The organism is Christensenella sp. KGMB01412, from assembly GCF_055522415.1.
In genome coordinates this window covers 1-1,347 of record NZ_JBVFVW010000024.1, presented here as the reverse complement: position 1 = coordinate 1,347, position 1,347 = coordinate 1, and the positions used below count along the sequence as shown (strand labels likewise).

1 protein-coding gene and 1 pseudogene are annotated in these 1,347 nt (G+C 53.5%); both read left to right on the top strand.

The window, feature by feature from the left end; all coding sequences use genetic code 11:
• A pseudogene (locus ACS5WU_RS13850) lies at positions 1-366 on the top strand (hypothetical protein); the annotation flags it as partial.
• A 118-nt stretch (positions 367-484) separates the two neighbouring features.
• Positions 485-1,347, top strand: an 863-nt coding sequence (locus tag ACS5WU_RS13845; protein ID WP_465089206.1) for a class B sortase, incomplete at its 3' end; no start/stop codon positions are given.

Genomic DNA, 1,347 nt, shown 5'->3' with positions numbered 1-1,347 from the left:
GCGGCAGGGGAAACAGTGAGCTTCTCCCTGTCTGGCGTGGTAACGTCCGACGCTTCCGGCAATGAAACAAACGAAACAGGAGCCTATGCGGCAACTGCGACGGTAGCGGCACCGGCACAGCCGACAAGCGAGCCCACTTCCCAGCCGACGAGCCAGCCGTCAAACGAGCCGACGAGCCAGCCAACCTCAAATCCGGGTTCAAATCCGTCCGCAAGCGCGAGCGCTTCGGCAAAAGCCGGCGGTCTGGACGATGTGCCGAAGACGGGCGATACGACGACAGATATCATGCTGTTTGCGGTGATCGGCCTTGCAGCAGCGGCAACAGTCGCAATCGTTGCGGGTAAAAAGGCACTTTCGCATAAATAAGCCATTCAATAGAAATACAGGCAAAGTACACTGAGATACATACACAGAAAGGCGGGAGGTTTCCCGCCTTATGTGTTTGGGTGGCGGCTTCCGCCACCTTACATGGAGAACAAAAGGAATGAACGAATTGAAGGATGACAACGCTCAGAAGGGCAAAGGACGAAAAAGCGGCGAACCAGAAGAGAGAGGGCATTTGACGCCTGTTAAAAAGAAAAGGTGGCTGGCGGTGCTGCTTGTGGCAATCGCTGCGGTATGCGTGACAATCGGATTGATCGTATGGAACGTGCAGGCGGCGGCGCCTGCGCCGCAGCCTGTAAGGGAAGCAGACGCTGTGCCAACGCCGTCAGAATCGCCTGCTGCCAGCGCATCTGCAACGCCCACTGAGCCGCAGATGCTCCCTTCCATGAAAAAGCTGTACGACCAGAACAGCGATATCGCAGGCTGGATCAAAATAGAGGGGACGGAGGTGGATTACCCTGTGATGTATACGCCGCAGGACGGGGAATACTACCTGTACCGGAATTTTGAGAAGGAGGAGGATCCGACGAAGGAAGGATGTATCTTCATAGATAAGAACTGCACGGTAGAGCCGCGGAGCACGAACCTGCTGATCCATGGTCACAACATGAAAAACGGGACGATGTTCCACACGCTGCTGGATTACAGGGAAGAAGAGTTCTATCAGGAACACAAACGGATACGGTTTGACACATTGTACAGCGAGGACGAATATGAGATAGCGGCGGTGTTCCTGACAAAGATCTACAACAAAGACGAAACGGACGTGTTTAAGTTCTACCAGTTCTACGATGCAAGGAACGAAGAAGAGTTTGATGAGTTCATAAGCAACTGCAAGGAGAAGGAATTGTACGAAACAGGCGTAACGCCGGAGTATGGGGACGAGCTGATTACGCTGTCTACGTGCGAATATTCAACGGACAACGGGCGTATCGTTGTCGTTGCAAGGAAGGTTACGGATGC